This is a genomic window from Solimonas aquatica, assembly GCF_900111015.1.
Taxonomy (GTDB): Bacteria; Pseudomonadota; Gammaproteobacteria; order Nevskiales; family Nevskiaceae; genus Solimonas; species Solimonas aquatica.
In genome coordinates this window covers 206,334-232,975 of record NZ_FOFS01000003.1, presented here as the reverse complement: position 1 = coordinate 232,975, position 26,642 = coordinate 206,334, and the positions used below count along the sequence as shown (strand labels likewise).

Here is a 26,642-nt window from a genome sequence, read left to right as displayed (position 1 = left end):
CACAAATATTGCCATCAAGCCAGTTGCTGACATCCGTCTGTCCGAGCCCTGACAGTTCATCCCCGACACCCGAATTATCATCGCTGCACCGCTCTGCCTGACAGCGCGGTATCCGTCTCCCTCCGAGCCCGACTTCGACACCACATGCGCTCACCTTTCCGCAGCTGCTGCGTGATGCTGGCCCTCGTTGCCAGCAGTGCTGCCGCCGCCAACGATCTTCTCCGCACCTATGACGCGGCCCTGCGCAACGACACCACGCTGCGCGCCGCGCACGAGGCGCGCGAAGCGGCCCTGCAGAACGAGCCCAAGGCGCGTGCACAGCTGTTGCCGCAGGCCGCGGCCAGTTACAGCTACACGCGCAACAAGGCCGACGCCACGGTGGTGGTGGATACCGCCGGCACCGCCACGCCCATCGGCCGCAAGATCGACGGCACCGACAAGCTGCTGGCCGTCACCCTCACCCAGCCGGTGTTCGACCTGGAGGCCTGGTACCGCCTCAAGCAGGCCGACGAGCAGACCGTGCTGGCCGATCTGAATTACCGCAGCGCGGAGCAGAACCTGCTGCTGCGCGTGGCCGAGGCTTATTTCGGCATGCTGCGCGCCGAGGACCTGCTGCGTTCGGCGCAGGCCGAAAAGACCGCGCTGGCGAAGCAGCTGGATCTGGCCAACCAGCATCTGCAGGTGGGCATCTCCAGCCTGATCGACGTGCAGGAAGTGCAGGCGCGCTACGACCTTTCGGTGGTCAGCGAGCTGGAGGCGCAGCAGAGCCGCAGCGATGCGCAGGCCAATCTCGACAAGCTGACCCGCGACACGCCGGCGGCCAAGCAGGAGGCGCGGGTGCGCGTGGTGCCGCTGAACGAGCCGCCCGCGCCGCCCGCCGCGTCGACGCTGGCGCCGCTGCGTGACGAGATCATGCTGCCCTCGCCTGCGGTCGGCGAGGTCGCGCAGTGGATCGGCCATGCCCGTCTGGAGAATCCCGACGTGGTCGCCGCCCTGCTCAACTACCGCATCGCCGCGCGCGGTCTGGATGCGGCGCAGGCGCACCGGCTGCCGACGGTGCAGGCGCAGGTGCAGTACAACGACAGCAACACGGAGTCCGGTTCTTTCCCGTATCAGCTGCGCGGCACGTCTTATGGTCTGAACTTCAAGCTGCCGCTGCTGGCCGGCGGCGGCATCAATGCCGAGGTCCGGCAGAACCGTGCGCTGCGCGATCAGCGTCAGGCCGAATACGAGGGCGCGCTGCGCGAAGCCGAGAGCAGCATCCGCAAGGCCTACTCGGCACTGGCCATCGGCGCTTCCCGCATGCGCGCCTACAAGCAGGCCCTGGCCTCCAGCAGCAGCGCGCTGGACGCCGCCGACACCGGCCTGTCCATCGGCACGCGCTCGGCGCTGGACGTGCTCAACGCGCGTCAGCAGCGCTACGAGGCGGAGCGCAAGTACGAACAGTCACGCTACGACTATCTGCTCGCCGCACTGCGCCTGAAGAGCGCCGCCGGCGCGCTGCGCGTGGATGATCTGGCGCGCATCGACGGACTGCTGGAAGGATACTGAAGCGCTGCGCGCTTCCTCGGCCAAGCCATCCGGCTGCTGCAATCATGTCGCAATCATGTCGGGCGGGTTAGGCGCGTCGGCGCCGTAACCCGCCGGGCTTTGCTGTGGCTTGCCGCGTGGGTGCTCGATTGGGCCTTGGTTTCGTGCGCCTCCGGCGCCCGAGGTACTTCTCTTTGCTCGTGCAAAGAGAAGTACCCAAGAGAAAGCACGCCCTACGCCTCGCATCCGTCGCCGCTGTCGCGGCGGCGGAAGCCTGCGCTGCTCGCGTGCTCGGGGCCGTCGCATACAGGCCATCCATGGCCTGTATGCAACTGAATCGAACATCCTGTTCGATTCTCCCACTGCGCTCGCTGCGCTGCTCGGTGCGAGGCAAAGGGGTTAAAGGCAACAGCAAAGCACAGCGCGGCGACGCGCATAGCTCGAAGCTGCTGTTGCTTTTGACCTTGGGGTCCCCGTCTCTGGCGCTGAGCTGTGCGGCGAGCGCAGGGGAGAGCTGCCCAGGATGGGCAGCTCAGTTGCAGCCACGCCATGGATGGCGTGTCTGCAACGGCCCCGAGCACGTTGCACAGCGAAGGCACCCGCGCAGCGGGCGCCAGAGCCGGGGTGTGCTTTCTCTTGGTTACTTCTCTTTGCACAAGCAAAGAGAAGTGACTCCACCGCCGAAGGGCGGTGGAAGAAGGCAATAGATCGAGAGACACACGCAGCAACAACCAGCAAAGCCCCGGCGGGTTACGGCGCTCACGCGCCTGAGCTGCCCTACGATGCTCGCAAGCAAGACGATGATGGCAGGGCTGCGCAGTCACGTCGCTGCCCAAGCCGTGCGAGCAGGGCTCAGCTTGCGAAGCGCTGGCGCACGTAGGCGATCAGATCTTCGAAGCGGCCGTCGCCGGCGCGCTCCTCGGTGACGGTGATGCTCATCTGCACCTCCTCGCCCACACAGGACAAGCCCACCATCGCACTGCCCGCGATCGGCACCGCCCACACCGCCTCGGCAACAAAACCCGGCGCCGACAGCGGCACCGGATCGAACTTGCCGATGTTGGAAATGACGATGCTCTCCAGAATCTTGCGCTTGGCAAAGTTGCCGGGCGTGCGGCCCATGAGACGATCGACCAGCTTCAGCGGCAGCAGCTTGAAGATGCTGATGATGCGCGGGAAGTAAGCCTCCATGCGCTTGTCCAGCATCTCGCGCAGACGCTGCCGGAAATGCTCGGCCGCATCGCCGCGATGCATCGGCACCAGCAGCATGGTCGCGAAATTGGCCGTGGTGCGTAGACCCGGCGCGTGGCGGCGCAGATCCACCGGCACGCCGATCAGCGCCGGCTTGTCGCTGTGCTGATGCACATAATCGGCCAGCACCGCCGCCAGCACCGCCAGCTGGTTCTTCACCGGCTTGCCCAGCGATACCACCTGCCAGCGATCACCGATGCGCTCGCCGCGCACCTCGCCGGTGATGGCCTCGGTGGGCAGATGCTTGGATGTGCTCTCCTTCACCTTGCAGGAACGCATCAGCTCCACGTCGCTGAAACTGGCGTTGCTGCCCAGCAGCGGCTCGCCACGCAGGGCGCGGAAGATCTCGTTGTAGAAATGCATGGTGCCCAGGCCGTCCATCACCGCGTGATGGGTGCGCAGCACCAGCGTGGTATGACCATCCGGCTGCGGCAGCACCACCAGCTCCACGCTGCGGCCCTCGCGCAGCGACATCTGCGTGCGGTACAAGACCTCCGCGCCCTTGTTGGAGCGCCCGTCCCAGCCGGTCTCGACGCGTACCTGCGGCAGCGGCGCATCGTCCACCCAACGCGCCCAGAAGCTGTCACCGACCAGCCGCAGCCGCGCACCCGGATTGGCGGCGGCGGCGGCGTGCAGCGCGCGACGCCACTCGGCCTCCGGCAACAGCCCCAGACCGTGCACGATGATGCTGTTCTCGCGCGGCTTCTCCAGCGTGCGGCCGCTGCAGCCGACGGAGGCGTGGTAGTACTCCGGCATCGACAGGCGACGGCGGAAATGCTGGATCGGCTGCGCCGAAAGCCGGAAACGGTCCCTGGCGGAGCTAGACAGAGCGAAGCGCATCAACGATCTCCAATCGCGAAGCCCGGATGGCCGGCAGCACACCGCCCAGCACGCCCATCAGGACCGAAAACATCAGGACTTCCGCTGCGATGCCCAGCGTCAGCCGCAGACGGAACACCACTTCGGAAAAGGTCTGCACATTGGTGGTGGATATCTCCACCAGCTGCATGAAGGACGCGGCGAACAGTCCGGCCAACCCGGCCACGCCGCCCAGCAGCATCGCTTCCTGCAGAAAGGCCATGACGATGTTGCCGCGACGAAAACCCAGCGCACGCAGCGTGCCAATCTCGCGCGTGCGGTTGGCGACGCTGGCGTACATGGTGATCATCGCGCCAATGATCGCGCCCAGGGAAAACACCACGGTGATGGTCTTGCCCAGCACGCCGATGAAGTTGGCGAGATTCTCCGACTGGTCGGCGTAGAAATTCAGCTCGCGCTTGATGTCCACCTTCAGCTGCGGCTGCCGCGCCACCGCCGCCGCGAAGTCGGCGTAGCTCTCGGCATCGCGCAGGCCCGCCACCAGCGAGGAATAGGCATTGCGGCGGAAGGCCTGCAGCATCTGCCCGCTGTCGCCCCACACTTCCGAATCAAAGCCGCTGTGTCCGGCGTCGAACACGCCCACCACCGTCCACTGCCGCATGCCGAAGGACAGGCTGTCGCCCAGCGCCATGCCCAGCTTGCCGCGGGTCAGCGCCGCGCCGACCATGATTTCCGAGGAGCCGGGCCGGAACGCACGGCCGGCAATCACCTTGGCCTGCGGGCGCATCCGCATGCCCACCGGCGTGGTGCCGCGCACGATGACATTGGCCAGACCCTTGCCATCCTTGCGCGGCATGTTGACCAGCACCATCACCTCGCGGGTCAGGCGCAGCTGGCCGTCGCCGTCATTGGCCAGGCCCGGCAGCGTCGCCACCAGATTGGCCTGATCGAAACTCAGGGTGCTCTGCACCTCGGTCTGCGAGCCGGCGCGGATGATCACCACATTGTTGTACGAGCCGGTGCCGCCCAGCGTTTCACGCAGGCCCTCGGCCATCATCAGCACCGTGGCGAACACGAACACCACCAGCGCCATGCCTGAAGCCGTGAGAATGGTGGTGAGCTTGCGCGCCATCAGATTGCGCAGCACATAGGAAAACGACAGGCCGGTGTTCATGTCACCGCCCGCAGGCCATCGACGATCTGCACGCGCCGGCTGCTCAGCATCGGCGCCAGCGCCGCCGACACACCGATCAGCAGCGCGGCCGCCAGCTGCAGCAAGACCGTCAGCGGCTGCACCTGGAAGATCAGGAACAGATCGCGCGTCGCCGAATGAAAGGCGTTCGCCGCCGGATAGGTGAGCAGGATGCCCAGTGCGCCGCCGGCCAGGGACAGGCTCAAGGATTCGCCCAGAATCAGCATCGCGACGAAGCCGTCGCGAAAGCCCAGGGCCTTGAGCGTGGCGTATTCGCGGGTGCGCTCGCGCGCCGCCATCGCCATGGTGTTGGCCATCACCGCCATGATGATCAGCACCACCACATAGGCCACGGTCTGGATCGCCAGCAGGATGGTATCGACCAGGGCGATGAAGCCCAGCTGGAATGCCTTCTGGGTTTCGGTGCGCGTCTCCGCCAGCGAGTTGCGGAAGCTGCTGTCGATGGCGGCGGACACCGCCGCCGCCTGCGTGGGTTCGCGGATGTCGACGATGAAGGCGCCCACCCGCTCGGCCTGCGCGGGCAGCGTGTTCTTGATGGTTTCGTTGACGTAATCCCAGTGCACCAGGAACTGGTTCTCGTCGGTCTTGTCGTCGGCGCCGCGATAGATGCCGCGCACCACGAAGCTCCAGTTGCCGGGAAACAGCGTGCCCTGCAAAGGCACCGTGTCGCCGATCTTGAAACCGTACTTGGCGGCCAGCTTGCGCCCCACCACCGCGCCGCGCCGGTCGTGCTGGAAGGCGGCGCTCTGCTCAGGGCTGAGCAGATATTCCGGATACAGGTTCAGATAGCTGCTGGCATCAACCGCGAGCTGCGAGAAGAAATGCTTCTCGTCGATGTAGATGCCGCCGAACCAGCTGGCCCAGGTCACCGCGCGCACGCCCGGCGCGCGGCGGATGCGCTCGGCATACGTCACCGGCAGCGAGAAGCTCAGCGAGGCGGCATTGCGCGTCACCAGACGCCCGGCCGCGCCCAGCTCGGCGCCGGCGTACCAGGAATCCACCACCGTGCGCAGCAGACCGAAGCTGACGATGGCGATGGCGATGCCGGCCAGGGTCAGGCCGGTGCGCAGGCGATGCCGCAGCATGTTCTTGCCGGCCAGACGCAGCACATAGCCCGCGAGCATGGCTTTTAGTGCTCCGCGTCGGCGTCGGCCAGCAGCACGCCCTTTTCCAGATGCACGCGGCGGCGCGCGCGCGCCGCGCACTTGGGATCGTGGGTGACCATGACGATGGTCTTGCCCAGCTCGCCGTTGAGCCGGTCGAGCAGATTGAGCACATCGTCGGCGGAGGTGCGATCCAGATCGCCGGTGGGTTCGTCGGCGACGATCAGGGTGGGATCGGTGATCAGCGCGCGGGCGATGGCCACGCGCTGCTGCTGACCGCCGGAGAGTTCATTGGGATGATGGTCCATGCGATCAGCCAGACCCACCATCGCCAGCGCCACCTCGACGTGCTCGCGGCGCTCGGCCTTGGACAGATTGGTGAGCAGCAGCGGCAGCTCCACGTTCTCGAAGGCGTTGAGCACCGGCATCAGGTTGTAGAACTGGAACACGAAGCCGACATTGGCGGCGCGCCAGGCGGCGAGTTCGTTCTCGCCCAGGGCCGCGATGTCGATGCCACCGATCAGCAGGGTGCCGCTGCTGGGCTTGTCGATGCCGGCGATCAGATTCAGCAGGGTGCTCTTGCCGGAACCGGAAGGCCCCATCAGCGACACATAGTCACCTTCGGCGATTTCCAGATCGATGCCCAGCAGCACCGGCACCGGCTGGTTGCCGCGCCGATAGGTCTTGCTCAGCTCGCGGATCTGAATCAGCGCGGTCATCGGCTCACTTGGCCTCGGCCAGCTTCAGACGCTTGCCATCGCTGACCTGCGCGGCATTGAGCACCAGCAGCGTGCCGGCGCTGAGTTCACCGCTGACTTCACGCACGCTGCCCAGCTCCGCGCCGGGCTTCACCGGCACCGCGTGGGCGCGGCCGTCGTCGCCGATGCGGTACACCAGCGACTGGCCATCATGCTCGACGATGGCCTGCGGGTTGACGGCCAGCACCGGCTTGTCGAGCACCGGCACCGCCTGCGACAGGAAGCTCACGCGCGCACTCATGTCCGGCAGAATCGCCGGATCGGCATCGAGGATGCGCACCCGCGTGGTGACGGTGGCGCTGGCGCGGTTGATGGCCGGCACGATCACCGCCACCTCGCCGCGAAAGCGCCGCTCGGGAAAGGCGTCGAGTGCAATCTCGCAGGGCTGGCCGATGCGCACTTCCGCCAGCGAGGACTCCGAAACATCCGCCGCCACTTCCAGGGTGCTCATGTCGGCCACCACCAGCAGCGCGCCCTTGCCGTCGGCGCTGACCATGCCGGGCGAGACGATGTCGCCGACATTGGCGCCGCGCGCAATCACCACACCGTCGAAGGGCGCGCGGATCTGCGCGTATTCCAGCGTGGTGCGCGCCACTTCCTCGTTGGCGCGCGCCGCCGACTGCGCGGCCTTGGCGCTGGCCACGCCGGCCGAGGCGCGTGCCAGACGCGAGCGCGCATCCTGCAGATTGAGCAGCGCCACCAGTTTCTTCTTGAACAGAATCTCCACGCGATCGACATTGCGCTGCGCATCGTCCTGCTCGGAAGCGGCGCTGAGCACCGCCGCCGCCGCACCCTGCGCATTGGCCTTGGCGGCCTCGTAGCTGGCCGCCAGATCGCGGCTTTCCAGGCGCGCCAGCAGCTGGCCGCTCTTCACCGCATCCCCCTCGTTGACGCCCAGCCATTCGAGACGGCCGGCGGTCTTGGCGGTGATGGCGGCGCGGTTGCGCGCTACCACGAAGCCGGTGGCGTTGAGCCTGGCGTACTGCTGCGAAGGCCAGGCGCTGACCACCTGCGTGGTCTGCACCGGCGCCGCCGAGGGCTTGAGCAGCAGCACCAGCAGCAACAGCACGCCGAGGCCGATCAGCACATTGCGGCGCGACAGCGGCAGACGCGGGCGCGGCGCGGCCGGCTTCGGCGCGCTGCTGTTGCGCTCGACGCGCAGCTTGCCGAGGTCAAGGTCTTTCAAGGCGTGCTTCCTGATTGCGAAAAATGCTGGCGGAATGCGGCAACCAGCTCATCGAGCTGGCCGTCGTGATTGTAGGCAGCCGGTGCCGCGAAGCAGGCCGCGATGTGATCCGGGTAATTGATGAACACCAGATTGAGCTTGCCCACCGCACCGGGAATGCCGAACAGGCGCGTGGCGGTGAAGCCGGGGAAGTGGAACTGCTCGGCCTTGACGTTGCCCATCGAGACCACGCCGCCGCTGGGCAACGCCGGCGTCACGGTATGCAGGATGGCGTCGATCTTCGGGCGCAGCTGGCGGGTCATGAACCACACCGGCAGCCAGAACAGCACGCGCACGCCGGGGAACTGCCGGCAGTCGGCAAAGGCCTTGAGGCGCTGGTTGAGCTGCTGCACCAGCGAACGCGGCGTGGCCTGCTCGTCCACGCTCAGGCGCACGTAGCCGGTGAGATTGCCCACGCCCATCTCCTGCACGCGAAAGCCGCGATAGTCCACGGGAATGGTGAAGCCCACCGGCCCGGTCTGCTGGCGCCGCGCCCACTGCGCGAGAAAGGCCGCGGCCTTGGTCAGCAGATTGGAGACATTGCGGTCGATGATCACGCGCCGCCAGACGAAGCGCAGCGGCAGATGTTCCTGCGGCGAAGGCTGCAGCACCGGAATGCAGGCCGGCGGCGGGGTTTCCGGCTCCGTGGGAATCTGCGCCTTGTACTGCTCCTGCACGTCCAGATCGGTGAGCCGCGAGTCCGAGCCCAGCAGCGGCTCGCCGCGCAGGGCGCGACAGACTTCGCCGATCCAGTGCAGGCAGCCGCGTCCGTCGATGGCCGCGTGCAGGGTGCGGAACACGATGCGCGTGGCGCCGTCACGGCAAGGCACCAGCAGCACATCGGCGATCGGCATGCCGCGCCGTGGCGCGAGCTTTTCTTCCAGAAACGGCGCGCCCTGCTCGCTGGCGCCGTCCCAGTCGGACAAGGGCATCACGCGCACCTGTGGCGCGATGCCGCTGTCCACCCAGCGCGAGAACGCCAGAAAGCCGCGAAAGCGCACGCGGATGCCGGTGTTGGCGGCGGCGGCGCGGTTCACCGCCTCCTGCAGCTTCTGCGGTGAAACCTCGCCCTGGCCTTCCAGCACGCCATCGACGTGATAGCGGTACACGGCATTGAGCACCAGCGAGTAGCGCTCCAGTGCCGAGACGCGGCGGCTATAGCGGCCAGCAGTCATGCAACCTCCCCAGACTTACGATTCATCGAGAAATTCACGCAGCGCCGCGAGCAGGGCCTGCGGCGCTTCCTCCGTGATGTAGTGCCCGCAGTCGAGCAGCACGCTCTGCACATTGGGCAGCACCGCGCGCAGATGCTCGCCGGCCGACAGGCAGGGCGAGTGGCGGCCGTAGACCAGCAGCACCGGAATCTTCAGCTGCGCCAGCTGCGCATCGTCTTCCGGCCCCATCTGCTGCACGTCCTGCACCAGGCTGGAACCGAGCAGCGCTTCCAGGCGCTGGCGCTGGCGTTCGCGACGCCGGCCGCTCAGGCCCAGCAGCTGACTGTCGAGATAGGCCTTGAGCGCCTCGGGCGAGGCATTGCCCAGGCTGGGCGCGACGTGCTGGCTGGCCGGCATCGGCGCATCCACCAGCACCAGACGGCGCACGCGCGCCGGATGGCGCAGCGCGTAACGCAGTGCAATCAGCGCGCCCATGCTGTGTCCGACCAGATCCGGCACGCGCGGCAGCTGCAGGCCCTCGATCACCGCCTGCAGATCGTCCGCCTGACTGTCGAGATCGTAGCCGCGCGCCGCCGGCGTGCTGCTGCCGTGTCCGCGCTGATCGTAGAGCACCACGTAATGTTCATCGGCCAGCGGCGAGGCGATGCTGGAGAACCAGCTGGCCATATTGCCCAGCACCAGACCGTGCAGCATCACCAGCGGTGGATTGCGGGTGTGGCCCAGGGTCATGGTCGCCAGCTGCGCGCCAGGCACCGAAGTCATCAGCATGGCAGTTGCTCCGTCTCGGCACAGGCCAGGGCCAGCAGCGCCGCCGCCGCGCCGGCCTCGCCCGGGGCCTGGCGCAGCTGCGCGCCCAGCGCGCCCGCGCGCTCGGCCAGCTGCGGTGAATCCAGCAGGGTCTGGATGGTTTTCAGCGCGGTCTCGGGCGTGACCTTGCCGTGACGCATGAACAGCGCCGCGCCGGCGTCGATCACCTGCCGCGCAATCACCGGCTGATCATCGCGGATCGGTGCCACGATCAGCGGCAGGTTCTGGCTCAGGGCCTCGCAGACGGTGTTGTGTCCGGCATGACAGATCACGCCGCTGACCCGCGACAGCAGCTCCACCTGCGGCACGTAATCGCGCACCAGCACATTGTCCGGTGCCTGCGCGGCGAGACTGGCCGGCGCCACCATCACCGCCTGCAGCTGCGGCAGCTGCGCCAGGGCCTGCAGCATCACCTCGAAGAAACGCGTGTCGCGGTCGCGGCTCACCGTGCCCAGGGAAACCAGCAGGCAGCGCCGCGAGGCGTCCAGCCAGCTCCAGGGGAATTCGATGCCGCGCCGGTTCTGCGTCTGCGGCGGGCCCACGAACAGATACGGCGCCGGCACGCGCGCATGGGCATTGCCCAGCAGCGCCTCGATGGACCACACGATCACGCACTGCGGTGAAAAATCCGGACGCTCGACGCGCTTTTCCGCCGGCAGATAGTCCTGCTGCAGGCTGCGGTACTGCTCGGCCACCCAGGCATCGAGCACCGGTGACATCTTCAGGATCGAAGCACTGGTGGTGACCTGCGTGGCCCAGGGCAGATCGAGCTTGCGCGCCACCAGCGCGCCGGCCGGCATCTGGTGATCCACCAGCATCACGTCCGGCGCAAAGTCGCGCGCCGCCGCTTCCAGCGGCGCCAGCACCTGGCGCGCCATGGGCATGGTGTAGTCCTCGAAGAACACCCGCACGCTCTCGATGCCCCGCACCTTGGGCGAGGCACTGCCCAGATCCTCGCTCTGGATCTCGTCGTCCAGCGCATACACGCGCGCGCCGGCCGGCAGCTTGTCGCCGATGCGCTGCGCATGCACCGCCCAGGCCAGCTCATGGCCTTCGGCGGCCAGCTGGCGGGCAAGCGCCAGCGCCGGATTCAGATGTCCGGTCAGCGGCGGCACCGTGATCAGCACTCGCGCCATCTTGATGTCCCTGCGTTCCTCAGCGCCCGGCGGTGATGATGTGCTCGGCCAGCTGGCCGACACTCAGACCGATCAGCTCGTGGATGTCCTTGCCGGACAACCAGCCGATGATGTCGATCTCGCCATAATGGCGTTGCAGGGCTTCGGCGATCTTCACGAACTCGATGCTCTCCAGTTCCAGATCGTCGTTGAAACGGGTGTCCGCATCGATGTCGAAGTGCTGGATCCAGTCTTCGTTGATCGTGCTGCGGATGGTGGCAATCACCGTGTTCAATACCTCGTGCTGCGCGTTCACGCTCTTCAATCTCCCAATCAATGTCTGGTGCCGGCGACGGACAGCAGCGCAGGCTGGCCGCCGATGCGCGGGCCCAGGCTCCAGCCGATCACGTACTCGCGCAGCGGATGCGTCACCACCCAGTGGCCGTTGACGCAGAGACAGCTGCCGTCGCGCGCCTCGATCACGAAATCGCGCAAACGCCCGCCCAGGCCGGTGCCGGCGAGCTTGGCCGCCACTTCCTTGGCCACCCAGCCGCGCGTCTGCGCCAGCGCCGGGTCCTCGCCGTTCTCCAGCAGCGCGCGCTCGGGCGCGGAAAACACGAAGTCCAGGAAGTGCTCGTCGCGGGCTTCCACGCGTTCCAGGTCGATGCCCACGGCCTGCACGCCGACAATCGCCGCCGCCAGGCCATCTTTATGCGTCAGCGACAGCTGCAGGTCGTCCGGCACGCTGTCCGTCACGTTCGGCACGATGCGCGGTGCGCCATTGGCATCGTTCTCGATGCGCATCTCCTGCGGGAACACGCCGGCCTGCCCGCGCTGCTCGCGCAGATAGGCACGCACCGCGTCCTTGGCGGCGACACGCCCGGCCAGCCACTGCCGGCGGCGCTTGGGCGAGAGCGCGTCGTAGACCTCGCGCTCGGCGGCGGTGAGATAACGGCGGCTGATGTAGTCGCGCAGGATCGCAGTGTCGTAGCGATCCTCGAACAGCATCACGTCCGGCGGCACGCGCTGGCCGGCTTCCAGTTCATTGAGCAGGCGGCTGGCCACCCAGAAGGCCTTGTCCATCTGGTAGCGGCGCGTGCGCCAGCCGTCGATGGCGATGCGCAGGCGGCCCTGTGCGTCGTACAGACGGTGATCGCTGACGCAGTTGAGCGCGTCGAGCTGGGCGATGCGCACCTGCGCGCGCAGGGTCTCGCCCGGCGCCGGGTCTTCGGCGAAGAAACGGATGCGGTCCACGCCGATGGGCATGGCCAGACAGTCGCTGGGCTGTTCCATCACCCAGTAGCCGGCGAGCTGGCCCATGTTGTCGAGCAGCGCGCCCTTGCCTTCCGGCACGCGCAGCACACCATCGATGCCGTTGTCGCCGATGGCCTCGAAAGCCTGCACGCCCTGATACGCCGGACCGTGAAACATCCAGCGCTCGCGGTAGAGATTCTCCGCCGCCACCGCCGTGGCGCGCGGCTGCGTGAGCGCCGGCGCCGCCGGCAGCTGCGCAGGCGGATAGTCGGCGGCGACATGCACGCGCGCCTTGAAGTAGCCGAGGATCTCGGTTTCGACGCAATCCTCGCTGAGCGATTCCAGGCTGATCTGCACCGTCAGCGGCTGCGCCACCGCCAGCCAGTTGTAGGCCTGGATGTGACTGAGCTCGGTCACCTTGAGCCCCGGCAGCGCTTCCTCCACGGCCTCGCGCACCAGCATCGCTTCCATGGTCATCGGCACCACCGGATGGCGGTCGGCGACGATGGGCCAGTGTTCACGCTGCGGATACAGCTCGTGATCGCGCACATAGGGAATGCTGCGATCCAGATCCAGCAGGCGCTGCACGCGCTGGCTCAGGCGTCGCGGTGTCGCAGCGCGCACGGGCGTGTTCTGCGGCGCACGCCCGCTGCGATGCGCCTGCCAGGCGGCCAGCACCTCGCGGCCCGCGGCTTCGATGTCGGCCAGGGTCTGCTGCACCAGCTGCCCGAGCGGATCATTGGCGGCCGGCGTCGGCGCGCTGGCGGCGGCAGGCACAGACGCCGGCAGCTTCAGCGGTTCATTCACGCGCAGCAGACCGACGCCCAGCTGCAGACGCCGCGTGCTGGGCGTGAGCGGCAGCTCGGTTTCTTCAAGCGCTTCGCCGGCGCCGCTTTCGAGCAGGCGCAGATCCAGCTGCGCGCCTTCCACCCACAGCGCCGCGCACAGCTGCTGCAGCTGCGCCAGGCCCGAGCGCGATTCATGATTGGCGCCGATGGCCAGATGCGGGCGGCCGCTCAGGCTGTCGTCGATGAAGCCCGGCAGCGAGCCGGTGCCCAGCTGCACGAACACGCGCACGCCATCGGCGTAGAGATTTTCGACCAGCTCGCGGAACCGCACCGGCTCCAGCAGATGCGCCAGCGCCAGTGCGCGCTTGGCGTCCTGCTCGGCCGGGAACGGCGCGGCGATGGTCGCCGACCACACCGGCACCGCCGGCTCCAGCAGCTCGGCGCGGCCGAAGAACTCGCGATACCAGTCCATGTGCCCGGCAAACAGCGGCGAATGGAAACCCGAGACGATGGGCAGGGTCTGCGTCATCACCGCCTGCTCGCGCAGACGCGCCGCAGCAATCTCCACCGAAGCCTGCACGCCGCAGGCGATCACCTGATGCGGGCAGTTGTCGTGCGAGACGGCGATCTGCGGCAGGCCGTCGATGGCCGCCTGCAGGCGCGGCAGATCGCAGGCCGCAGCCAGGAAGCGCACATCGGGGAAATGCATGGCGTCGAGATCCAGGCCCGCATTGGTGCGGTCGGACAGCGCCTGATCCATCATGCCGCTGCACAGCATCGCGCTCCATTCGCCGATGCTGTGGCCGGCAAACGCCTGCGGCTGGATGCCCAGCTCACGCAGGCAGTCGAACAGATAGCGGTTGAAGCCGAGCAGGCCCAGCACCACCTTCATCAGCGACTGCGCAGGGTCCAGGGTTTCGCAATGCGCGGGCAGCGGACGGCCGAAGTATTCGGCCAGGCCATCACCGCGCGGCGCGAAGCTGGAGTCCACACCGGGAAACACGAAGGCCAGCTTGCCGCCCTCGCGCAGCAGGCCGCGCGGCGTGAACCAGATCTGCTGCCGGCCCGGCCAGGGCTTGCCGGCGACGATGGCCTTGCGCGCCATCGCCAGTTTTTTCTCATTGGGCTCGATCACCAGCAGGCGGCAGGGCGCGCTGCCGGCGCGCAGATCGCGCTCGCCGCGATCGAAGCGCGCGAGCAGCTGCTCGGGCGTGTCGGCGCTGAGCATCAGCACCGGCGGCAGCGCCGGCGCGGCGCGCCGCTTCTCCGGCAGGCCGCGCAAGACCAGATGCGCATTGATGCCGCCGAAGCCGAACGCATTCACCGCTGCGATGCGCTGCTCGCGCGGCTGCGCCCAGTCTTCCGTCCTGCCGATCACGCGAAAGCGCGTCTGCGCCAGCTGCGGATGCGGGTTTTCGCAATGCAGGGTCGGCGGCAGCCGGCCGTGGTAGATGGACAGCGCGGCCTTGATCAGGCTGGCCATGCCGGAGGCCGGCATCGCATGACCGATCATGGACTTCACCGAACCGATCACCGGCCTTTCGCCCTCGCCCTCATGCGGGCCGAAGAACTCGGCCACGGTCTTGAGCTCCACGCCATCACCGGTGGGCGTGCCGGTGCCATGCGCTTCCAGCAGGCCGATCTCGTTGCGACGGAAGGGCAGCCGCGACCAGGCTTTCTCCAGGGCGATGCGCTGACCCTCGGCCGAAGGCGCCACCAGACTCGCGCCGCGACCGTCGCTGGACGAGGCCGCGCCGTCGATCACCGCGTAGACGCGATCCCCGTCGGCCAGCGCATCGTCCAGACGCTTGAGCACCGCCATGCCCACGCCTTCGCCGGCGAGAATGCCATCGGCATCGGCGGACAGCGGCGCGATGCGGCCGCGTCGCGACAGCGCACCGAGCTGGCAGAAGGTGGCCCAGAACGTCAGGTCATGCGACAGATGCGCGCCGCCGACCAGCATCAGATCGGTTTCGCGGCGCATCAGCGCCGCGCAGCCCTGCTCCACCGCGATCAGCGAGCTGGCGCAGGCGGCGTCCAGGGTGTAGGCCGGGCCGTGCAGATCCAGACGGTTGGCCAGGCGCGAGGCGAGCAGATTGGGAATCAGCCCGGCCGCGACATCGGGGCCGTAATAGGACAGCTGTTGTTGAAGACGCTCGCGCACGCTGTCGAGTTCGCGCTCGCCGAGTTCCGGAAACAGATCGCGCAGGGTCTGCATCAGCTGCGGCAGCAGGCGCACATGCTGCTCCAGGCGCAGCACGCCGGCGCTCACATAATTGCCGCGGCCGATGATCACGCCGGTGCGCCCGCGCGGAAACGGCCGCTCGGCATAGCCGGCGTCCTGCAGGGCCTGCTGGCCGATCTTCAGCATCAGCAGCTGATCGGGCTCGGCGGCCTCGGTGGCCTTGGGCATGATGCCGAAGGCCAGGGGATCGAACAGCGCATCGCGATCCACGAAGCCGCCGCGCTTGCAGTAGAAGCGGTCGATGGCGCTGGAGGCGGGATCGAAATAGCTGGGATCGATGCGCTCGGCCGGCACCTCGCCGATGGCGTCCACGCCTTCGACGATGTTCTGCCAGAAGCGCCGCAGATTCGCGGCGCCCGGGAACAGACAAGCCAGACCGATGATGGCGATGCGCATGGACGTTTACGCGGCGATGGGCAGTGCGCCGAAGCTGGCCGGCTTGCCGCACATGAACACCACCTGCGAATCGCCGCTGGCCTGCGCCAGCTCGCGCAGCAGCGCCTGCACGCCCTGCTGCTGCGGAATCAGGCCGATGCCCTTGCGCAGGTATTCGTTCTTCAGCGATTCGGAAACCATGCCGGTGTCGGCCCAGGGGCCCCAGTTCACCGACAGCACACGGCCCTTGATGCGCTGCTGCCAGGCATGCGCGAGCTTGTCGAGCACATCGTTGGCCGAGGCGTAGTCCACCTGACCGCGATTGCCGAAGGCCGAGGCGACGCTGGAGAAGAACACCACGAACTTCACGTCGTCGTGGATGCGCCGGCTCAGCACCATGGCGCCGCGCACCTTGGTGTCGAACACGCGCACGAAGCTGTCCACGGTCTTGTCGCGCACCAGCTTGTCCTCGACCACGCCGGCGCCGTGAATCACGCCGTCGATGCGGCCGCGACGCGCGTAGACCTCGTCGATGAACTGCGCGAACGGCCGCGCCTCGCGCACGTCCAGCTGCGTGTAATGCAGGCTGCTGCCGGCGGCCTTCACGCGCGAGAGCGTGGCGCGCACCTCGCGGTCGGCGACGATGCGCCGCGCCAGCTTCTCGATCTCCGCCGGCTTGCGGCGCGGATCGGCGGCGAGCAGGGCCTGGCGCAGCTTGCGCGGGTCCTCGATGCCGCGCGTGGCCGCGTCCTCCTCGCCTTCCGGCAAGGCCGAGCGACCCACCAGCTCGACATGGCAGCGATACCGCCGCGCCAGCTCCACCGCCACCAGCGCGGTGATGCCGCGCGCGCCGCCGGTGAGCAGCACCACGCTGTCCGGCGTCAGCGGCAGACCGTCGAGCGAACCGCTGGGCAGTTCCGCCGACACCGCTTCACGCGCATAGCGCCGGCCGGCCTGATAGGCGACTTCGGCAATCGCATCGCGCGAGAGCAGCTCCTGTTCGATGTAATGCGCCAGCACCTCGGCCGGCTCGCGCGGATCGACATCCACCCAGTGCGCGCGCAGCTCGCCGAATTCCTTGGCCACGGACTTGATCAGGCCTGCCAGACCCGCGCCGCGTTCGTAGGACGACACCGCCCCGCCCTCGCCGAAGTCGCCGCCCAGGCCCGAGGCCACCAGCAGATGCCGCGCCTTGTTGACCAGCGATTCGCGCACCACCGCGAAGAAGCGCTTGACCTCGCGCACGCGGCTGGCGGGATTCAGGCTCCAGAGATGAATCAGGCCATCGACCTGATCCAGATCCGCCGGCAGCGCGCTGGCGCTGGGGAAGTCGACGATGCTGGCGCGCGCGCCGCGCGCCGCCAGCAGCGCCGCCACGCGCGGCGCGACGCCGAGCCGGTCATCGCTGATCAGGAAGCTCTTGCCCGCGAGGCTGATCTCGCTGGGCTGCGCCGGCGGCACCTGCTGACGGCGCAGCACATAGCGCTCCAGCGGAATCACCGGCTCGCTGCTCACCGTCACCACCGGCGCGGCGACGCCGGGCGCCGGCGCGCTGCCAGCCCCCAGCGCTTCGAGCAGCGCGCGCAGGGTCTTGAGCGAGGCGAGCTTGTCGAGCAGCGCATCCTTGTTGCCGCCACCGTCCAGATTCAGACGCGTGGCGAGCTGATTGACCACTTCCAGACGCTTGATCGAATCGATGGAGAGATCGGCTTCCAGGTCCAGGTCCAGATCCAGGGCTTCCGGCGGATAGCCGGTGCTCTGACTGATGATCTCCAGCAGGATCTCGCGCAGCGGCGGCGTGCTGGCCGCGGCGGCGGGGCTGGCGCTGCGCGCGGCCGGCGCTGCCGCCGGCAGGCGCTCGGCCAGCCAGCCGAGCATCGCGCGCAAGGTCTTCTGCGCGCTGAGCTGTTCGAGCAGCACATCGGCCTGCGTGCCCAGCTGGCCGCGCAGCGACAGCCGCTGCGCCAGCTCGCCGATCACTTCCACGCGCTTGATCGAATCGATGGACAGATCGGCTTCCAGATCCAGGTCCAGATCCAGGGCTTCGATGGGATAGCCGGTGCTGTGGCTGACGATCTCCAGCAGCGCGGCCTGATGATCGACCGCGCCGGGCGCCGCCGGCGCTGCCGCCTTGCTGGCCGGCACTGCGCTGGCCGGCACGCGCTCATCCAGCCAGGCGAGCATCGCGCGCAGCGTCTTCTTGGCGCTGAGCTGTTCGAGCAGGGCGTCGGCCTGCGCCCCGATGGCGCTGCGCAGCGACAGGGCCTGCGCCAGCTCGCCGATCACTTCCATGCGCTTGATCGAATCGATGGACAGATCGGCTTCCAGATCCAGATCCGGATCGAGCATTTCCACCGGATAACCGGTGCGCTCGCTGACGATCCTGAGCAGCACCTCGCGATGCGAGGCGGCGCTGGGCGCGGCCGCCGGCGCGGCGACCGGCGCCGGCAGGGCCGCAGCCGCGACCGCAGGCGGCGCGTAGCTGGGCGTCACCGCCGTGGCACGCGGCGCGGGCGCACCGAAGTAGCCGAGCAGCACATCGCGCTGCGCATGCACCAGCTCGCGCATATTGGACAGGTAATGCACCAGGGCCTGATCGCCCTGCGCGGCCTGCGCCGGCAGCAGGGTCGGCGCGGTCGCCGGCGCGCCGGGCGCAATCACCGGCTGCAGCACCACGGCCGCGGCATTGGCCGGCAGCTTGCCCTTGAGCGGCCAGGCGCGACCGCCGTTGACCATCCAGGTGGTGGCGGCGAGCTTGCGCGGCTGGCTCAGATCCAGCGTGGCGGCACGGCCTTCGAACAAGGCATCGGCATTGAATTCCGGCAGCAGCGTGGCCAGCTGCGCCAACAGCTCGAAGCTGCCGGCCAGACCGCGTTCCTCGCCGTCCAGGGCCAGGGCGCTGTGCGGCTGGTCCTTGAGGATGCGCGCCACCAGACCGGTGAGCACGCGACGCGGACCCAGCTCCACGAACACGCGTGCGCCATCGGCGTACATGCGTTCGATCTCGGCGACGAAGCGCACCGGGCTGACGATGTGCCGCGCCAGGCTCTCGCGCAGCGCCGGCGCGTCATCGGCGGCATGCGGCGCGGCGCTGATGTTGGAGTACACCGGATACTGCAGCGGCGCGAATGGCTGCGCGCGCAGGGTTTCGGCATAGCGCTGCTCGGCCGCCGCCATGAGCGGCGAGTGGAAGGCGCAGTCGGTGTCGATGCGCTTGTAGCCCACGGCATGCTGACCGAGGAAGGCGCAGGCGGCTTCGACATCGGCGGTGGGACCGGAGATCACGGTCTGCACCGGGCTGTTCTGATTGGCCATCACCACATTGGGGAAGCCGGCGAGCAGCGGCCCCAGGCTGGCGGCGTCCAGGCGCACGGCGGCCATCGCGCCGTTGTCGCCACCACCCAGCGCACCGAGAATCGCCTCGGCGCGGGCGCGCGACAGCGCGCTGAGCGTGGCGGCATCGAACGCACCGGCCGTGGCCAGCGCCACCAGCTCGCCGTAGCTGTGACCGGCGGCCATGTCGGGACGGATGCCCAGGCCGGTCAGCCACTGATAGGCGGCATAACCGACGATGCCCAGGGCCGGCTGCGTGTTGCGGGTGTCGGTGAGCCGCTGCTGCTGGGCGGCGCGCGTGGCCTCGTCGTAGGCGGTGGCCGGCCAGATGATCGGCGCGTATTCCTGTGCACCGGCCAGGGCCGCCTGCAGCGCCGGGAAATACACGAACAGGTCCTGCAGCATGCCGGGGTACTGGCTGCCCTGGCCCGGATACAGGAAGGCGAGCTTGCCGGCCGGCGCCTTGGCGTCGCGCCAGTGCAGGGCGCTGCCCGGGCCGTTGGCCGGCTTGTCCTGCAGTGCCTCGGCGAGACGCTGCTGCAGCTGCTCGCGGCTGGCCGCCACGAAGGCCAGCTGCACGGCGCCGCTGCCGCCGCGCCAGAGCGTGGCGGCGAGATCGCGCAGCGCCAGTGCGGCATCGCTGCTGGCCAGATAGTCGCGCAGCACACTGAGCTGCTGCAGGGCTTCGCCACGGCTGGCGCCGCGCACCGCGAACAACTCCACCGGCAGCTGCACGGCGCCCAGCGCGCTGCGCTGTGGTTCATAGGCCGAGAGCACGGCGTGGAAATTGGTGCCGCCGAAACCGAAGGCGCTGACCGCGCCGCGCGTCTGCGCGCTGCTCCAGGGCAGCGGCTTGCGGTTGAGCTGGAAGGGACTGCTGTCGCGCTCGTAACCGGGATTGGGCTTGCTCACATGATGCGTGGGCGGCAGCACGCGGTGATGCAGGGCCTTGGCCACCTTGATGAAGCCGGCGACACCGGCCGCGCACTTGGTGTGGCCGATCTGGCTCTTCACCGAGCCCAGGCCGGTCTGGCCCGGCACCGCGCCGTAGGCATTGAACACTTCGGTCAGGGTCTTGAGCTCGGTGCGGTCGCCCACCACCGTGCCGGTGCCGTGCGCTTCCACCAGACCGATCTCGGCCGGCAGCGCGCCGGCCTGCCAGTAAGTGCGCTCCAGGGCGCGCTTCTGGCCTTCCTTGCGCGGCGCGGTCAGGCCCAGGCCCTTGCCGTCGCTGGAGCCGGCGATGCCGTCGAGCAGCGCGTAGATGCGATCACCATCGCGCTCGGCATCGGCCAGACGCTTGAGCACCACCACGCCCACGCCCTCGCCCAGGCAGATGCCGTCGGCCTCGTGATCGAAGGAGCGGCAGCGGCCGCGCGCGGACAGCGCGCCCACCGAGGAGAACATCAGAAAATCGCTGATGCCGTTGTGGAAGTCGGCACCGCCGGCCAGCACCATATCGCTGCTGCCGCCGCGCAGTTCCTTGGCGGCGAGTTCGATGGCGGTGAGCGAGCTGGCGCAGGCCGAGGTCACGGTGTAGTTCACACCGCCCAGGCCGAGCCGATTGGCGATGCGGCCGGCGATGACATTGACCAGCATGCCGGGGAAGGAATCCTCGGTGAGACTGGGCAGGGCCTGCGCCAGCGCCGGCGGCAGCTCGCCGCAGTACTGGCCGTAGAGATTGCGGAAGTTGTACTGGTTGCCCAGGTCCATGCCGGCCTCGGCACCGAAGATCACCGAGGTCTTCTCGCGGTCGAACCAGCGGCCTTCGTAGCCGGCGTCTTTCAGCGCCTGCCGGGTGATTTCCAGGGACAGCAGCTGCACCGGTTCGATGGCCGCCAGCGAGGCCGGGGGAATGCCGTACTGCAGCGGATCAAAGGGCGTGTCATCGATGAAGCCGCCCCATTTGCTGACGCTCTTGTCGGCCGGCGCATCGGCGCCGCCGTAGTACTGCGCCAGGTTCCAGCGTTCCGCCGGCACCTCGCGCACCAGATCGCGGCCTTCGAGAATATTGGCCCAGAAGCTTTCCAGATCCGGCGAGCCCGGATACAGGCAGGCCATGCCCACCACCGCAATCGGCTCGGCTTGCGGCGCGGGCGGCGCGGGCAGATCCAGGGCATCCAGATAGGCGCTGGCACCGGCCGACAGCCGCCGGTGCAGCTCGGCCACCGCGATCACCTCGCGCTTGAGCGCGATGATCTGGCCGATCATGTACATGCCTTCGGCCTCCTGAACCGCCTCGGCCACCGGCGCGAGGCGGCCATCGACATAGTCCACGCCCTTGGTGGCGATGCGCAGACGGCCGACGGTGAGCGCTTCGAGCAGCTTGGCGGCTTCACGCGGATCGACTCCCGCGTCCTTGAGCCGCGCTTTCTCGCGCGCGAACAGATCCATGAAACCGGAATGCAGGCAGCGGATCGCATGACCCGGCGCGGTTTCGACGATGTCGGTATGCGCGCCGGCCAGCGCCTTGCGCTGGAAACCTTCCAGCACCGCGCCGCAGCGCACCGCTTCTTCGGTGGTGATGTAGGCGGTGCCGGCCAGTACGCCGATCCTGGCGCCGCGCGCCGCCAGCGGCGCGGCCAGGGCCGCGACCATCGCCGCCGAACGCTCGTCGTGGATGCCGCCGGCAAACAGCACATGCAGCTGCTGCGGCGCGCTGTGCTGCATCAGCTGCGCCAGCGCCTGCTCCCAGAGCACGAAGCTGTAGCGCGGACCGACGTGACCGCCGCATTCACGGCCTTCGAACACGAAGTGCGTGGCGCCGTCCTTCAAGAAGATATCGAGCAGGCCCGGCGAGGGCACGTGCAGATAAGTGGGAATGCCGGCCTCGATGAAGGGCCGCGCCTGCGAGGGCCGGCCACCGGCGAGCAGCAGCACGCTGGGCTTGAGTTCCTTCACCAGGGCCAGCTGCGGATCGAGAATCTCCGGCGCCGCAAAGCCCAGCACGCCCACGCCCCAGGGCCGTTCGCCGACCCGCGCACGCGTGTCTTCCATCAGCTTGCGGCAGGCATCGGCCTTCATCAGCGACAGCGCCAGGAAGGGCAGACCGCCGCCCACCGCCACCGCTTCGGCAAATTCGGCGGTGTCGGTGACACGCGTCATCGGCCCCTGCGCGACCGCGCACTGCGTGCCATGCGAGCGCGCCCAGGCATTGCCGGCGTCGAGCACGCGCAGGCTCTGCGCCTGACGCAGCTGGCCGGGAATGCGCAGGCGCAGGGTGTTGATCAGGGCTTCGAGATTGGCGCATTCGGCCAGCACCAGACGCGCCAGCGCGGCGTCCTGGCCGATGGCCCAGAGTTCACCGCGCGCCTGCGCAGCGCGCAGCTGATCGGCGTCCAGGGCTTCGAGCTGCGCGGCCTCGCGCTGGCCGCGTGCATAAACCTGCAGACCGGCAATCACCCGTGCCTCGCTGCCGTCCATGCTCAGCAGCTGGGTCTTGATCTCCGCCGGCAGCGTCGCTTCCGGCAGCGCCGCCAGCGCTGCGTCCAGCACCACGCCGGTGGCACCACCGGCCATGGCCGCCACCGCGCTGTTGAGCGCGATGCCGCCCTGGCACCACACCGGCAGCTGCTTGCCGAAACGTTCCAGCAGACGCTGCAGCAGCACGAAGCTGCTCTCTGCGCCCTGGCGTCCACCGCTTTCCTGCCCCTTGCCGACCAGACCGGCGACGCCCTGCGCCACCGCGCGCTCGGCTTCTTCCAGCGAGCAGACCTGGGCGATCAGCGGCAGCGCACGCCAGGCGGCGGGCAGCGTGTCCGGCGCCTCGGCGATCAGCAGAAACGCCACACCGGCCGGCGGCGTGAGCGCGGCCAGCGACACGCCTTCGGGGATGCGCAGGCCGAAAGCGGCGGCGCCGCGTTCGCGCGCCAGCGCGCCGAGCAGCGCGCTCTGCGCTTCCGGCACGCGACCCAGATCGATGACCACCGGCAGGCGATGCCGGCGCAGCGCACGCGCCAAAGGCAGGTCGGGATGCTCGAAAGGCGTGAGCGCGAGCAGGCCGGGATCCAGTCCGCCAAACAGCCGCGTCGCCGCGAGCGTGGGGGAGACTTGCTCGGAGTTCGATATGCCCATGGGATCACCCAAGCCTTGTCATTAGCAATTCATGTGTCTGCGCTGCGGCGCCACGCGCCGTCGCCGCGCTCATTCCTGCGACCATCGGAACAGTCCCGCACCCACCGCCAGAAACAGCGCGGTCATCGCCAGCATCACGGCCAGCGGCTGCAGCAGGTCGGTGAATCCCGCGCCGTCGATGATCACGGCGCGGGCGGCGCTGAGCATGTGCGTGAGCGGGAACAGCTGGCCCAGTGCGCGCACGCTTTCCGGCGCGGCATCGAGCGAGAAGAACACGCCGGAGAGCAGCAGCATCGGCCAGGCCAGCAGATTGAGAATGCCGGCGGCCACTTCCTCGCTGGCGATGCGCGCCGCCACCGGCAGGCTCATGGCAATCATCGCCGCCGCGCCCACCACCACCACCAGCAGCAGGTTCAGATAGCTGCCGGCCATGCTCAGGTGCAGCGCCACCTTGCACAGCGCGTAGATGCCGGCGCTGATCAGCACCGTGAGAATCAGACAGGCCGCCAGCTGCGCGCCGACGAATTCCACCGCGCGCAGCGGCGTGCCGTTGAGGCGCTTGAGATAACCGGTCTTGCGATAGCGCACGATCACATAGCCGATGCCCAGCAGACTGCTGAACATGATGTTGACGCCGACCATGCCCGGCACCAGCCAGTCGGCATAGCGGATCGGCTCGCCCGCCACTTCCTGACGCTGCGCGCCGGGATCGGCCTGCACCAGCAGCGACTGCAGGATGCGGCCCTTGGTGGAGTCGGTGTTGATCCAGTAACGCGCCGGCGAGCTGCGCGGGTCCAGCAGCAGATCGGTACTCTGCCGGCGCAGCTTGTTGAGGCCGGCGGTCTGATCCTGCTCGTGATAGAAGCGCGTGGCCTCGGCGCCGAGAAAGGGATGCGTGGCCTTGGTGAGCGGCGCATCGCCGAGCACGCCGACGGTGAACAGCGGCTGCGGCGCGCCCGACATGACGATGGCCACACCGGCGATCAGCGCCGGCACGAACAGCATCTGCCAGAACATCGCGGTGCGGTCGCGCGCCACTTCCAGCAGGCGCGCCTTGGTCATGGCCCAGAAGCGTTTGATCATGCGCGCAGCTCCCGGCCGGTGAGACTGATGAACAGATCTTCCAGCGTGCGTGGACGGATCTTGAGCTGCGCCAGCGACACGCCGGCGGCCAGCAGCTTCTGCACGGTCTTGTTGACGTCGGCGCTGAGAATCTCCGCCGCGTCACCGCGCGTCACCGCACTGAGTTCCTGCTCGCGGCCCTTGATCTCGGCGGCCGGCAGTTCCAGCACGCTGTCGCTGAAGTGTTCGCTGAGCAGCTGCTGCGGCGAGCCGCGCGCGACGATGCGGCCGCGATCCATGATCGCGATGTCGTCGGACAGCTCGTAAGCCTCATCCATATAGTGCGTGGTCAGCAGCACGGTCTTGCCGCGCCGGCGCACGTCCTGCACCAGCTCCCAGAAGTTGCGCCGCGCCTGCGGATCCAGACCGGTGGTGGGCTCGTCGAGAAACACCAGATCCGGATCATTGATGAGGGCGATCGCCAGCAACATGCGCTGTCGCTGGCCACCGGACAGCCGCCGATGATCGCGATCCAGATATTCCTCCAGATGACAGCCGGCGATCAGCTCATCGAGACTGCGGCGACGCTTGTACAGCGCCGCGAAGAACTGCAGGTTCTCGCGCACGGTGAGAAAGTCCTGCAGCGCGGTGTTCTGGAACTGGATGCCGACGCGTTCGCGGTAATGCTGATCCAGCGGCCGGCCGCGGAAGCGGATTTCACCGGAGCTGGGCTGCAGCAGCCCTTCGAGCATTTCGATGGTGGTGCTCTTGCCGGCGCCATTGGGCCCGAGCAGTCCCAGGCAGCTGCCTTCCTCGATGTCGAGATTCAGGCCATCCACCGCGGTGACGCCGCGATAGCGCTTGCGCAGTTCGCGCGCCGTGAGGATGGCGCTCATGTTCGCACCCCGCCCATCGCCGCGCGCAGCGGCAACGATATTCTCTTTATTTTTCCATCAGACAAGCGCAACCCAAACAACGACCCGTGCGTCTGCGTCATGCAGAGAAAACCCCCGGCGATCGTGACCGTGGCGATCTGTGTGTCGCCTGCAGCCACCCGACTCTCCGCGACGCTTTTTTCTCTCCACGCAAGCATCGTCGCTATGCCGGCAAGTTTGTCGGCACCGAGCCCTTGGGGTCTATGGAAGCTCGGACGACGTCCTGTCAGGGTATTGCTCATCGTATCCATTGGGATTGCTGACGCACTTGGCGCGGGAACTGGCCGCGCACCCACGCCGCAGGCACCGACCGTGGCGCATGCGCCCGCATCCTTGGCTGCTTCGCAAAGACAGTGCCGTATTGATTCGTGAAAAAAGCGGAATGCCCGGCAAGCGGCGTAAGATTTTCGCTTAACGGAAACGCAAAGCAGTGAGCTGATTCGAGATTGTGGCGACAGGCGTTTTACCGTCGTGTCGCGACAGTTTTTTGACACCTGGCTTACAGCCTCATGCCATCACGGTCTTTCAATAGCGTGAATTTTTCAGGCGTGTGGCGCGTAAAAGAACCGTGATGACGATCGCCATCAAAAGGCGCACAAAAGAAAAACCCCGACGGCATCAGCCGTCGGGGTTTTCCTGATCTTGCAGCCGCATCGCCCGCGGCGTGGCGCCGTCGGGCAATGCGCTGCGATGTGCTTACAGCAGCGAGAGCATTGCCGCGCCCAGATCGGCGGGAGAACGCACGGTCTTGACGCCCGCCGCTTCCAGCGCCGCGAACTTCTCGTCGGCGGTGCCCTTGCCACCGGAGATGATGGCGCCGGCATGACCCATGCGCTTGCCCGGCGGCGCGGTGACGCCCGCGATGTAGGCGACCACCGGCTTCTTCACGTTCTGCTTGATGTAGGCCGCCGCTTCTTCTTCGGAAGAGCCGCCGATCTCGCCGACCATGATGATGCCTTCGGTGGCCGGATCCTTCTCGAACAGCTCGATCACTTCGATGAAGCCCAGGCCGCGCACCGGATCGCCGCCGATGCCCACGCAGGTGGACTGGCCCAGACCGTTCTGCGTGGTCTGATGCACGGTTTCATAGGTGAGCGTGCCCGAGCGGCTGACCACGCCGATCTTGCCCGGCTTGTGGATGTGGCCCGGCATGATGCCGATCTTGCATTCGCCCGGCGTGATCACGCCCGGGCAGTTGGGGCCGATCAGCACCGCGCCCGGATACTGCGAGCGCAGCGTGGCCTTGACCTTGACCATGTCGTTGACCGGGATGCCTTCGGTGATGCAGATGATCACCTTCACGCCGGCGTCGGCGGCTTCCAGGATCGCATCGGCGGCGCCCGGCGCCGGCACGTAGATCATGGTCGCTTCGGCGCCGGTGGCGGCGACGGCGTCATGCGCGGTGTTGAACACCGGCAGATTGAGATGCTTGCCACCGCCCTTGCCCGGCGAGACGCCGCCGACCATCTTGGTGCCGTAGGCAATCGCCTGCTCGGAGTGGAAGGTGCCCTGCTTGCCGGTGAAGCCCTGGCAGATGACGCGGGTGTTCTTGTTGATCAGGATGCTCATGGAGTTCTCGT

16 protein-coding genes are annotated in these 26,642 nt (G+C 68.0%); 1 reads left to right on the top strand and 15 read right to left on the bottom strand.

Going from position 1 to position 26,642, the window contains the following annotated elements; genetic code table 11:
* The first annotated feature begins 144 nt into the window (after positions 1-144).
* The gene (locus BMY12_RS05220; RefSeq protein WP_093282983.1) at positions 145-1,551 is read left to right on the top strand and encodes a TolC family outer membrane protein; all 1,407 of its coding nucleotides are present in this window, start codon (positions 145-147) and stop codon (positions 1,549-1,551) included.
* A gap of 831 nt (positions 1,552-2,382) precedes the next feature.
* On the opposite strand, the gene BMY12_RS05215 is transcribed toward BMY12_RS05220, so the two are convergent.
* The 15 genes from BMY12_RS05215 to sucD form a co-directional block, all read right to left on the bottom strand.
* A complete protein-coding gene (locus BMY12_RS05215) occupies positions 2,383-3,621 on the bottom strand; it encodes a hypothetical protein (RefSeq protein WP_143068849.1) in 1,239 nt (412 codons plus the stop codon).
* Positions 3,602-4,774, bottom strand: coding sequence for an ABC transporter permease (locus BMY12_RS05210; protein ID WP_093282976.1), 1,173 nt, complete (start codon positions 4,772-4,774; stop codon positions 3,602-3,604). Before BMY12_RS05210 ends, BMY12_RS05215 begins: the two co-directional genes overlap by 20 nt.
* A complete protein-coding gene (locus BMY12_RS05205) occupies positions 4,771-5,937 on the bottom strand; it encodes an ABC transporter permease (RefSeq protein ID WP_093282973.1) in 1,167 nt (388 codons plus the stop codon). The genes BMY12_RS05210 and BMY12_RS05205 overlap by 4 nt, the downstream gene beginning before the upstream one ends.
* A 5-nt stretch (positions 5,938-5,942) precedes the next feature.
* Positions 5,943-6,635: an ABC transporter ATP-binding protein gene (locus BMY12_RS05200; RefSeq protein WP_093282971.1), complete on the bottom strand. Its 693-nt coding sequence runs from the start codon at positions 6,633-6,635 to the stop codon at positions 5,943-5,945.
* 4 nt (positions 6,636-6,639) lie between these two features.
* Complete coding sequence (locus BMY12_RS05195; protein WP_177188850.1) at positions 6,640-7,860, bottom strand: efflux RND transporter periplasmic adaptor subunit; 1,221 nt, start codon at positions 7,858-7,860, stop codon at positions 6,640-6,642.
* Positions 7,857-9,074 carry a hypothetical protein gene (locus BMY12_RS05190; RefSeq protein WP_093282965.1) on the bottom strand — a complete coding sequence of 406 codons (1,218 nt, stop codon included), beginning with the start codon at positions 9,072-9,074 and terminating at the stop codon, positions 7,857-7,859. The genes BMY12_RS05195 and BMY12_RS05190 overlap by 4 nt, the downstream gene beginning before the upstream one ends.
* Positions 9,075-9,089: 15 nt before the next feature.
* Positions 9,090-9,842 (bottom strand): alpha/beta fold hydrolase, encoded by a 753-nt coding sequence (locus BMY12_RS05185; RefSeq protein ID WP_093282962.1) that lies wholly within the window; start codon positions 9,840-9,842, stop codon positions 9,090-9,092.
* Positions 9,836-11,017, bottom strand: a complete 1,182-nt coding sequence (locus BMY12_RS05180) for a glycosyltransferase (protein ID WP_093282959.1) — start codon at positions 11,015-11,017, stop codon at positions 9,836-9,838. The genes BMY12_RS05185 and BMY12_RS05180 overlap by 7 nt, the downstream gene beginning before the upstream one ends.
* 19 nt (positions 11,018-11,036) lie before the next feature.
* Positions 11,037-11,312: an acyl carrier protein gene (locus BMY12_RS05175; RefSeq protein WP_143068848.1), complete on the bottom strand. Its 276-nt coding sequence runs from the start codon at positions 11,310-11,312 to the stop codon at positions 11,037-11,039.
* A gap of 17 nt (positions 11,313-11,329) precedes the next feature.
* A complete protein-coding gene (locus tag BMY12_RS05170; RefSeq protein ID WP_093282954.1) occupies positions 11,330-15,679 on the bottom strand; it encodes a type I polyketide synthase in 4,350 nt (1,449 codons plus the stop codon).
* A gap of 6 nt (positions 15,680-15,685) precedes the next feature.
* Positions 15,686-23,065: a type I polyketide synthase gene (locus tag BMY12_RS05165; RefSeq protein ID WP_218140089.1), complete on the bottom strand. Its 7,380-nt coding sequence runs from the start codon at positions 23,063-23,065 to the stop codon at positions 15,686-15,688.
* Positions 23,066-23,134: 69 nt separating this feature from the next.
* Positions 23,135-24,148, bottom strand: coding sequence for an ABC transporter permease (locus BMY12_RS05160; protein ID WP_093282952.1), 1,014 nt, complete (start codon positions 24,146-24,148; stop codon positions 23,135-23,137).
* The gene (locus BMY12_RS05155; RefSeq protein ID WP_093282950.1) at positions 24,145-25,023 is read right to left on the bottom strand and encodes an ABC transporter ATP-binding protein; all 879 of its coding nucleotides are present in this window, start codon (positions 25,021-25,023) and stop codon (positions 24,145-24,147) included. The genes BMY12_RS05160 and BMY12_RS05155 overlap by 4 nt, the downstream gene beginning before the upstream one ends.
* Positions 25,020-25,304 carry a hypothetical protein gene (locus BMY12_RS05150; protein ID WP_143068847.1) on the bottom strand — a complete coding sequence of 95 codons (285 nt, stop codon included), beginning with the start codon at positions 25,302-25,304 and terminating at the stop codon, positions 25,020-25,022. Before BMY12_RS05150 ends, BMY12_RS05155 begins: the two co-directional genes overlap by 4 nt.
* A 454-nt stretch (positions 25,305-25,758) precedes the next feature.
* Positions 25,759-26,631 (bottom strand): succinate--CoA ligase subunit alpha, encoded by an 873-nt coding sequence (gene sucD, locus BMY12_RS05145; protein WP_093282946.1) that lies wholly within the window; start codon positions 26,629-26,631, stop codon positions 25,759-25,761.
* Positions 26,632-26,642 lie beyond the last annotated feature (11 nt).

Coding starts and splice junctions, on each gene's coding strand:
- BMY12_RS05220 (WP_093282983.1), top strand. CDS start 145: ATGCGCTCACCTTTCCGCAGCTGCTGCGTGATGCTGGCCCTCGTTGCC.
- BMY12_RS05215 (WP_143068849.1), bottom strand. CDS start 3,621: ATGCGCTTCGCTCTGTCTAGCTCCGCCAGGGACCGTTTCCGGCTTTCG.
- BMY12_RS05210 (WP_093282976.1), bottom strand. CDS start 4,774: ATGAACACCGGCCTGTCGTTTTCCTATGTGCTGCGCAATCTGATGGCG.
- BMY12_RS05205 (WP_093282973.1), bottom strand. CDS start 5,937: ATGCTCGCGGGCTATGTGCTGCGTCTGGCCGGCAAGAACATGCTGCGG.
- BMY12_RS05200 (WP_093282971.1), bottom strand. CDS start 6,635: ATGACCGCGCTGATTCAGATCCGCGAGCTGAGCAAGACCTATCGGCGC.
- BMY12_RS05190 (WP_093282965.1), bottom strand. CDS start 9,074: ATGACTGCTGGCCGCTATAGCCGCCGCGTCTCGGCACTGGAGCGCTAC.
- BMY12_RS05185 (WP_093282962.1), bottom strand. CDS start 9,842: ATGCTGATGACTTCGGTGCCTGGCGCGCAGCTGGCGACCATGACCCTG.
- BMY12_RS05180 (WP_093282959.1), bottom strand. CDS start 11,017: ATGGCGCGAGTGCTGATCACGGTGCCGCCGCTGACCGGACATCTGAAT.
- BMY12_RS05170 (WP_093282954.1), bottom strand. CDS start 15,679: ATGCGCATCGCCATCATCGGTCTGGCTTGTCTGTTCCCGGGCGCCGCG.
- BMY12_RS05165 (WP_218140089.1), bottom strand. CDS start 23,065: ATGGGCATATCGAACTCCGAGCAAGTCTCCCCCACGCTCGCGGCGACG.
- BMY12_RS05160 (WP_093282952.1), bottom strand. CDS start 24,148: ATGATCAAACGCTTCTGGGCCATGACCAAGGCGCGCCTGCTGGAAGTG.
- BMY12_RS05155 (WP_093282950.1), bottom strand. CDS start 25,023: ATGAGCGCCATCCTCACGGCGCGCGAACTGCGCAAGCGCTATCGCGGC.
- BMY12_RS05150 (WP_143068847.1), bottom strand. CDS start 25,304: ATGAGCAATACCCTGACAGGACGTCGTCCGAGCTTCCATAGACCCCAA.
- sucD (WP_093282946.1), bottom strand. CDS start 26,631: ATGAGCATCCTGATCAACAAGAACACCCGCGTCATCTGCCAGGGCTTC.